This window comes from Paenibacillus glycanilyticus (genome assembly GCF_023715145.1).
GTDB lineage: Bacteria > Bacillota > Bacilli > Paenibacillales > Paenibacillaceae > Pristimantibacillus > Pristimantibacillus glycanilyticus_A.
Map to the genome: position 1 here is coordinate 1 of NZ_JAMBNP010000069.1, position 393 is coordinate 393.

Annotated in this window: 1 protein-coding gene; it reads left to right on the forward strand. The window is 72.3% G+C overall.

Translation table 11 applies throughout. The features are described 5' to 3' along the window. Positions 1 to 393: hypothetical protein (locus M3194_RS30995; RefSeq protein ID WP_251657995.1), on the forward strand; the 393-nt coding region annotated here is incomplete at both ends.

Below are 393 nucleotides of genomic sequence, written 5' to 3' on the forward strand. Positions count from 1 at the left end.
GACAGCCGTCACCCTTGCGCTGGGTGCGCTGCTGGCCCTGCTCCTGGGATCCGGTGTCGCGAACGATGTGGACTGGGTCCGCCGACTCGGCCACGTCGCCATCCTGGCCGGGCTCGTCTGGGCCCTGGGGACGGGTCGGGTCTCCCTCAGGTCGTCCGCCCTCGGTCTTGCGGCCGGCCTGGTTGTGGTCGCCGGACTGGCATTCGCGGGCGTGGGTGGCGACGCGTACTCGGGCCGGCTCACCGGCTACCTCGGCGACCCCAACGCCGGTGCCTACTTCCTGATCACGCTGGGAGTCCTGGCCGTCTTCTTCAGCGGTGGCGGCTGGGGCGTCCGCGCCGCGCTGGCTGCGCCGATCGTCCTGGCCATGGTGCTCACCTACTCCCGCACCGG